This is a genomic window from Curvibacter soli, assembly GCF_029211125.1.
Classification (GTDB): Bacteria; Pseudomonadota; Gammaproteobacteria; order Burkholderiales; family Burkholderiaceae_C; genus Curvibacter_A; species Curvibacter_A soli.
Window position 1 is genome coordinate 1 of the sequence record NZ_JARGEN010000045.1, and the last position, 7,780, is coordinate 7,780.

6 protein-coding genes are annotated in these 7,780 nt (G+C 64.3%); all 6 read right to left on the reverse strand.

Going from position 1 to position 7,780, the window contains the following annotated elements; genetic code table 11:
- Window positions 1-635: 635 nt before the first annotated feature.
- From PY257_RS10690 to PY257_RS10715, 6 genes are read right to left on the reverse strand one after another with little or no spacing between them, the layout of a single operon-like run.
- Window positions 636-1,460, reverse strand: a complete 825-nt coding sequence (locus PY257_RS10690; protein ID WP_275741597.1) for an IclR family transcriptional regulator — start codon at window positions 1,458-1,460, stop codon at window positions 636-638.
- On the reverse strand, window positions 1,460-2,293 hold the full coding sequence (locus tag PY257_RS10695) for an IclR family transcriptional regulator (protein ID WP_275741587.1): 834 nt from the start codon (window positions 2,291-2,293) through the stop codon (window positions 1,460-1,462). Before PY257_RS10695 ends, PY257_RS10690 begins: the two co-directional genes overlap by 1 nt.
- 39 nt (window positions 2,294-2,332) lie before the next feature.
- Entirely contained in the window at window positions 2,333-4,285 is a 1,953-nt protein-coding gene (locus PY257_RS10700; protein WP_275741589.1) for an acetyl/propionyl/methylcrotonyl-CoA carboxylase subunit alpha, read from the reverse strand.
- A 2-nt stretch (window positions 4,286-4,287) separates the two neighbouring features.
- Window positions 4,288-5,892: a carboxyl transferase domain-containing protein gene (locus PY257_RS10705; protein ID WP_275741591.1), complete on the reverse strand. Its 1,605-nt coding sequence runs from the start codon at window positions 5,890-5,892 to the stop codon at window positions 4,288-4,290.
- 2 nt (window positions 5,893-5,894) lie between these two features.
- Window positions 5,895-6,206 carry an AtuA-related protein gene (locus PY257_RS10710; RefSeq protein WP_275741593.1) on the reverse strand — a complete coding sequence of 104 codons (312 nt, stop codon included), beginning with the start codon at window positions 6,204-6,206 and terminating at the stop codon, window positions 5,895-5,897.
- A gap of 10 nt (window positions 6,207-6,216) precedes the next feature.
- Window positions 6,217-7,593, reverse strand: a complete 1,377-nt coding sequence (locus PY257_RS10715; RefSeq protein ID WP_275741595.1) for an acyclic terpene utilization AtuA family protein — start codon at window positions 7,591-7,593, stop codon at window positions 6,217-6,219.
- Window positions 7,594-7,780 lie beyond the last annotated feature (187 nt).

Sequence of the window (7,780 nt, forward strand, 5' to 3'; positions counted from 1 at the left end):
ACAACGCATCCTCAAAGGCATCGCAGAGATGAATGCATCGCCAGTGGTGTTTCGTTGGAACAAGTTCGACCTCGGCATGGTTTGATATGTATTTGTTTTAATGGAACGAAATACTAGAAACGGCAGTTGACCGCTTTGTATCCCTTGACAAGCCGCATGAAATCAAGCGTTGACGGCTTCGATGACGTTCACCTCGTGGGTGAGGGCGCTATGCACCTGCCAGCACCGCGCTCGGCGCGCCATGCGGCGTTGCTCCTCCTTGCGGGCAGTAGCCCGCCGCGTCGTCGCGCCTTGCCTGGCACCCCGATCACGGCACCGGCAGGCGCATCCAACTGCCGTTTCTAGGTTCATGCGCAACACCGGGCCGGTGTCGTAGACCGGCGTTCCGGCCACCGAGCCTGCTCGCCGGTCACGTTCTCCGGAATCGGCGGTCACGATGCCGGAATCAGCGGTCACGTTCGTCCGGAATACCCTGTTCACCCATCTGGTGACTCCTGCAAATCCGTTGAAACTGGCTTCCAGTCTAGCGTTGCGCGGCTTTACTGGGGCTCAACTGCCGGAAATAGGTTAAATTTTCGTGAGTCGTTTGCCTGTGGCAGTCCGTCCACGACGACTCTCGACTTCAAAGGGCCGGATCAATAGTGCCCCTCAAGTGGATGCGTGCCCAGATCGTGGGAGATCATCTGCGCTTGGGCGAGCAGCTCGGGGGCGACCTTGTCGCGCAACTTGCGCTCCACCGCCGGGCCTACGGCCATCGCCGTCAGGACGTAATCGACCTCGTTGCCAGCGTAGATCGGCGTAGCAATAGAACTGGTCTGGCTGGTGACCGGAGCGGCCATGAAGCACCAACCCTTCTCGTCCAGTTCATGGAACGCGGTCTTGACCTCGGACTTGCGCCGCGCGCCCTCGCCGTCGTCGTTGCTGTCGATTTCCAGCCACTTGCCCCGCTGCAGCTTGGGCTGCGCCCAGAGGTACGCGCGACCGGAGGCGGATCTGGACATCGGCAGTCGCGCCCCGGTGTCCAGTCCCAGCCGCACCTGACCCGCCGGCACGACGTGCTCTACCACTAGCATCTGCGTCTGGTCCCGCGTGGATAGGGTGACGTGCACCTCGAAGCGCTGCGACAGGGCCAGCATGCGTGGCTGCGCGGCCTGCAAGACGGGCAGTCCGCGCTTGACCGAGCGGCCAAGCGCGAGGCATGCAATGTGCGGCTCGAAAGCACCTTCCGGTCCGGCGGCGCGCAGGAAATTCTGGCTGACCAGTGTGCTCACCAGCTTGGCTGCAGTGACACGCGACAGCCCGAGCTTGCTCGCGATCTCGGAGACCTGCAGTGATCGGTGGCGGGCATCGAACAGCCGCAGCAGTTGCAGGCCCCGCCGCAGCGAGTCGACCTCCCCTGCCGGGTCATGCGCGAGGTGCGAGTCTCGGGCCAGCGTATCCGGATTCCGGATTCGAACCATCAAATCCCCACGGCCTGCGCCCCGGTACTCAATTCGGTCTCCAGTCTCTGCTTGAGTTTGAGCAGGCTTGGCGCCACTACGGATTCAATCCGTGCGACGCTCAGGATGTTCGAGGGTGCCGCGCAGCCTAGCGCAAACGAGTGCGGGCCCTCAGGCGTATCGACGACCACGGCCACGCCGTTCGTGCCGCGCTCCAGCGTGCCCGAGGCTACGCAGAACTGCCGACGCTGCATTTGAGCCACCAGCGACTTCACCTGGCTGTGCAGGGCCGACCAGCTTTCGGGGTCGGCCAGCGCCAGCTTCGCCAGCGTCCGATCCCTCTCGGCGTCTCCCATGGAGCCGATCAAGGTACGTCCCAGAGCGGACTGGCCCATGCGCAGGCGGGAGCCAGCGCGGATGCGCAACGTGAAAAGCATTGCATCGCTGTGCGCCACTTCGTTACACACCATGCTGTCGCGGTCCGGCGAAGCGAGCACGACCGAAACGTTGTGGTCGTCGGCGAACTCTTTCATCAAAGGTCGCGCGATCGCGACCAGATTGCGATGGGAGGCAGCAACAAAGCCGAGCGCCAGTACCGAAGTGCTCAGGCTATACGCGGCACGCTCTGTCGAATAAAGCAGGTAGCCGGCCTCGGTGAGATTGGCCGTGATGCGGGACACCGTGGGCTTGGGTACCCCGGTGACCGCGGACAGCTCCGAGTTGGTGCGCCATTCATTCGCAGGCTCGAACGCCCTCAGGATCGCCAGCCCACGCGCGAGCACCCGAACTTCGGATGTACGCTCGGATGCCTTCGGGAGGGTTGCCACAGGATTCGCTGCCATCGTCGGAATCAAATTTGCTCCAAGTTTATCAGCAGCGAGTGCATGCGAAGCTCACTCGATGTCGACGATAAGCTCTCCTGCCTTGACCGTGTCGCCGACACTGAACGCGATGGCACGCACGGTTCCGTCGCGGGCCGAGGCGACGCCGTGTTCCATCTTCATGGCTTCGACGATCGCCAGCGTGGCGCCCTGCGAAACGCGGTCGCCCACGCGCACCGGAAGCGCGGCGATCGTGCCAGACATGGGTGCTACAGCTAGGCCCGCCGTTGCAGCGGTATTGAAGCTGCGCGTACGCGCCGGTTGCAGCACGACGCGATCACCGTCCACTTGCATCTCCCACCGTCCCTGGTGCCATTGGGCGAACCAGTACCGGGATCCGACCCGGCCATGATGCACACCGTCGGCATCTCCGAGCGGGCAGACGTTCCAGATGGCACCATTGATCGCGACTCGGATCCCTTCAGGAGTGCGCGTCTGAAGCGCGCAAGAGAACCCGAGCTCCCCCTCCCACAGTTCGACGCGGCCCAACGGCGCTTCGGCGTCGAGGTCGGCGCGATCGCCGGCGCCGCGCAAGCCATCCGCCACCCAGGGGTTGGCGGCGTTGCATCCCGCAAGTCCGATCACCGACGCACACGCCGCTGCCAGGGCGCTGGCCTCGTTGGCGGTAAAGCGCGCGCCGTGCTCGTCAAGGTAGCGGGTATGTACCTGCCCCGCCTGAACGCTGGCATCCGCGAGAACGCGCCGCAGATAGCCGATGTTGGTGGTCAGGCCGACCAGAACCGTGTCTCCCAGCGCAGCATGCAGCCGGGTGAGTGCACCTGCACGCGTATCTGCATGGGTGACCAGCTTGGCCACCATGGGATCATAGAAGGAAGGCACGACGCCTCCGCTGGCGATACCCGATTCCACGCGCCCATCACGCGGCCAGCGCACCGTGCCGACATCCCCTGGGGACGGCCTGAAGTCGTTCGCAGGGTCTTCTGCATAGATGCGGGCTTCCATGGCATGGCCCGTGCAACGGATCTGCTCTTGCGACAAGGGCAGTGGCTCGCCAGCCGCCACCCGCAGTTGCCATTCCACCAAGTCCCGGCCAGTGACGCACTCGGTCACCGGATGCTCCACCTGCAGCCGCGTGTTGACTTCCAGGAAATAGAACTGGAAGTCGGGTCCCACGATGAACTCGAATGTTCCTGCGTTCAGATAGCCGACGCTGCTTGCACCGCGCACCGCCGCCTCGACCAGCCGCTGCCGCACCTCCTGCGGCAGGTTCGGCGCGGGCGCTTCCTCCACCACCTTCTGATGGCGCCGCTGCAGCGAGCACTCGCGCTCGAACAGGTGGACTACATTGCCGTGTGTGTCGCCGAAGACCTGAACCTCGATGTGCCTCGGCTTGTCGATGTAGCGCTCGACGATCAGGCGGCCGTCACCAAAGCTGCTGCGCGCGATCCGGATCGCCGAATCCACCGCGTCGCCGACCTCCGCGAGCTGGGTGATCACCCGCATGCCCTTGCCGCCCCCGCCCGCGCTGGGCTTCAGGAGAACGGGAAGCCCAACCTTGCGGACCATGGAGGCCACGATCTCGGGATCGTCGCTCGCGTCGCCGCCGCCCGGCACTACCGGGACGCGAGCCGCTTCCATGAGCGCCTTGGCACGTGCCTTGTCCCCAAGCGTCGCGATGGTTTGCGGCGTCGGACCGACGAACATCAGTCCTGCCGCCGTAACCGCCGCCGCGAAGCCGCTGTTCTCCGAAAGGAAGCCGTAGCCCGGGTGAACCGCGTCGCAGCCGGTTTCAAGGGAAGCCGCGATGATGCGTTCGCCTAGGAGGTAGCTTTGCGCAGCAGGTCCTGCACCGATCCGGACGCGCGCCACGGCGCCCTCCAAGTGCGGCGCACCGGCATCGACGTCGGCGTACACCGCCACATACTCGATACCCATGCGGCGGCAGGTGCGGGCAATACGGCACGCAATCTCGCCCCGGTTGGCAATCAATACACGCTGGAACATGCTTACATCCTGAAGACGCCGAAGCGGGTGCCCTGGCGGGGGCTTCCTGCAGCTAGCGACAGCCCCATGGCCAGCCACGCACGCGTGCTTGCTGGTTCAATGACGGCGTCCACCCAAAGCTTCGAGGCGGCGTTGAGCGCCGTGCTGTCGGCGTAGTACCGGTCGCGAATCGGCCGCTTGAAGGCTTCGACCTCTTCGGGCGTGGAGGACTGCCCCTTGCGCGCCAGCTGTTCTTCCCGCACGAGCGCCAGCACGGTCGCGGCCTGGTCGCCGCCCATCACCGAAGTGCGTGCGTTGGGCCACATCGCCATCAATCTCGGGCCGAACGCGCGGCCGCACATCGCGTAAGCGCCCGCGCCGTAGCTTCCGCCCAAGATGACGCTGAACTTAGGCACGCGGGAGGTGGACACCGCGTTCACCATCTTGGCCCCGTCCTTGGCGATGCCGCCCTGCTCGTAAGAAATGCCCACCATGAATCCGCTGATGTTGTGTAGGAAAACGAGCGGAATGTCGCTCTGGCTGCAGAGTTCGATGAAGTTCGCCGCCTTCTGCGCGCTCTCGCTGAACAGCACTCCGTTGTTGATGAGCACACCCACGGGGAAGCCGCCTATGGCGCCGGTGCCGCATATCAGGGTGTTGCCATAACGTTCCCGATACTCATTGAGCTCGCTGCCGTCGAGCATGCGTGCCAGGATCTCGCGCGCGGGGATCGGATGCTTGGGGTTTTCCGGAATGAGGCCCGGGAGCTCGGCAAGGTCGTACAGTGGCGCGAGCGGCGTCAGCGGCGGCTTGGCCATGCGCCCCGGACCCGGCCGTGCGACGATCTCCCGCACGATGGAGAGTGCGTGGAGTTCGTCATGCGCCAGATGATCCGCCACGCCGGACATGCGGGTGTGAACGTCGGCGCCACCGAGCGTCTGATGATCGACGATCTCACCGGTGGCCGCCTGCACAAGCTGCGGGCCGCCCAGGTAGATCGTGCCATTGCCTTTGACGATGACAGTCTCGTCGCACATCGCGGGGATGTACGCGCCGCCTGCGGTGCAGGATCCCATGACGGCCGCAATCTGCTTGATGCCCAGCGAGGACATCTCCGCGATGTTCCGGAAGATGCGCCCGAAATGGTTCTCATCCGGAAAGATGTCTTCCTGCAGCGGCAGGAACGCGCCGCCGGAGTCCACTAGGTAGATGCATGGCAGTCCGTTCTCCCGGGCGATGGCCTGCGCCCGGATCTGTTTCTTGATCGTCAGCGGATAATAGGTACCGCCCTTGACCGTCGCATCATTGGCCATGACCATGCACGGGCGGCCTTCCACGATGCCGATGCCAGTGACGATGCCGGCGCTCGGCACCGTGCCGTCATACAGGCCGTGGGCCGCAAGCTGGCCGATCTCCTGGAAGCAGGTGCCCGGATCGAGCAAGGCGTTGATACGATGGCGCGGCAGGAGCTTGTTGCGCCTGAGATGCGCCTGGGAGGCCTGGGCGCCTCCTCCCGCCGTGGCGCCAGTGCGCGCCGCCGTGAGCTGTTCCAGCAGCCGCCCGTAGGCGCCTGCATTCGCTAGGTAGGCCGGCTCGGTCGTCCTCAGGGTTGAGCGCAAGATGCTCATCATCAGTCCACGACTGGGAGCCGCAGCAGGGCATAGCCCAGCGACTTGCCAGTCTGGTCTAGGCGCAGCGTCCTAGTCGCCCCGCCGCCGAGCGCGCGCTGCATCACGACGACCACCGCCTCGATGTTGTCCATGGAATGGCAGCTGACCTCGCCTTGCACCCAGTCCCCGTACAGCGCCTTGACCGAATCCGGGGTCACGCTGGCCTTCAGGGCGACATAGTCCTGCGGAGTGCGTGCGATCACTCCGGCCGTACAGACGTCGCCCTTGTCACCGGAGCGGACGTACGCGATGTCACGAACGATCTTCTTCATTTGCTTCTCCTCAGGCCACTAGGATTTCAGTCTTCTGCTCCACGAACGAGCGCGGGATGAGCGTGGGCCACAGCGAGATGATGGGCCGCGGCTTGATCGGCGTACCGAAGGACGTGCCGCCCGGCCCCATGATCCACAGGTGTGCTCCGGCGCGCCGGACCTTGTCGGCCTCCTCCATGGTGCGAGTCCGCACTGCGCAACGGATGCCTACTTCCGGGAGTTCATTGGCGATCAAGGGATCGGGTTGCGGCGCGGCGGGACCGTGCAGCGTGTTCAGTCCGATGAAATCGAAATGCACCTGCGAAGCCTCCAGACCCATTCGCTCGAAGCGCTCCAGCATGGTCTGCCTGGCCTTGACCGCCCGGTCATAGGCGTTAGGCCAAGGGAAGAAGGCGATGCTCTCGCCGATCCACCCGTCCTGATAGCCGACCACTAGCTTCAACATGTCGGGGGCGGGTCGGCCGGTGATGCCGCTGACGCGCACGCGGTCCTCGCCGACCTGCGTCAACGAAAGCGAAGTGAAATCCGCGATCGCATCAGGCATGAGATAGCTGCGCGGGTCTGCAATTTCGTAGACCAGGTGCTCCTTGATGGTGAATAAGTCGACGCGGCCTCCCGTCCCCTGCAGTTTCGTGACTTCGGCGCTGCCGTCAGCGGAGAATTCCACGATAGGAAAGCCTACGCGCCCCATGTGGGGCATCTCGGCGAAACGGGAAGACATTCCACCGGTGCAGGCAGAAGCGCACTCGACAATGTGCCCGAGGGTCACAGCGGCAGCAAAGCGGTCCACGTGCGCTTCATCATGCTTCCAGCCAAATTCGTGCGCCAGCGGACCCACATACACCGCGTTGTCCGAGACACGGCCTGCAATCACCACGTCGGCACCGCCCGCGAGCCCTTCGACGATGCCGACGCTGTCGGTGTAGACGTTTGCGGACACGACGCGCGAGCGGATGGCGGCGAAATTGTCGTCACCCGTGTCCATGTTCTCCAGCCGCACCCCCTGTGCGATGAGCTCGTCGAGCCGGTGCAGCAAGTCGTCGCCCTCGACGAGCGCGATGCGGCTTCCCTGCAGTCCGGCGGCTCGGGCTCCCTCGGCGATCCGCTCCGCCGCCGACCTAGGGTTGACGCCACCACCGTTGGAGATGAGTTTAGTGCCGCGATCCCGCGCCCCGTGCAGCATGGCGTTCATGTAGGTCACCGCGTCCGGCACATACCCGGCCTGCGGATTCTTGAGCTTCTGCCGCTGCAGCAATGCCATCGTAAGCTCGGCCAAGAAATCGAAGCACAGGTAGTCCAGCTCGCCACGCTCCAGCAACTCCATCGCCGGGTCCATGGCATCGCCCCAGAAGCCGGAGCCGGCACCCAATCGAATGACTTTGTTCATTTGCTCTCCTGAAAGCGACTCAAATTTCTTTTTGAATGATGTAATTTCATTATTATATCCCTGAATCCGTGACCACTCACCCCATAGTCAGCACCACGCGCTGGGCGCGGTAGCCCGCCGCGTTGCGCAGGTTGTACAGGTGCGCCACCGAGATCGATCCCAGCCGCTCGAAGCGCGCGTCGCCGAA

Coding starts and splice junctions, on each gene's coding strand:
- PY257_RS10715 (WP_275741595.1), bottom strand. CDS start 7,593: ATGAACAAAGTCATTCGATTGGGTGCCGGCTCCGGCTTCTGGGGCGAT.
- PY257_RS10705 (WP_275741591.1), bottom strand. CDS start 5,892: ATGAGCATCTTGCGCTCAACCCTGAGGACGACCGAGCCGGCCTACCTA.
- PY257_RS10690 (WP_275741597.1), bottom strand. CDS start 1,460: ATGGTTCGAATCCGGAATCCGGATACGCTGGCCCGAGACTCGCACCTC.
- PY257_RS10700 (WP_275741589.1), bottom strand. CDS start 4,285: ATGTTCCAGCGTGTATTGATTGCCAACCGGGGCGAGATTGCGTGCCGT.
- PY257_RS10710 (WP_275741593.1), bottom strand. CDS start 6,206: ATGAAGAAGATCGTTCGTGACATCGCGTACGTCCGCTCCGGTGACAAG.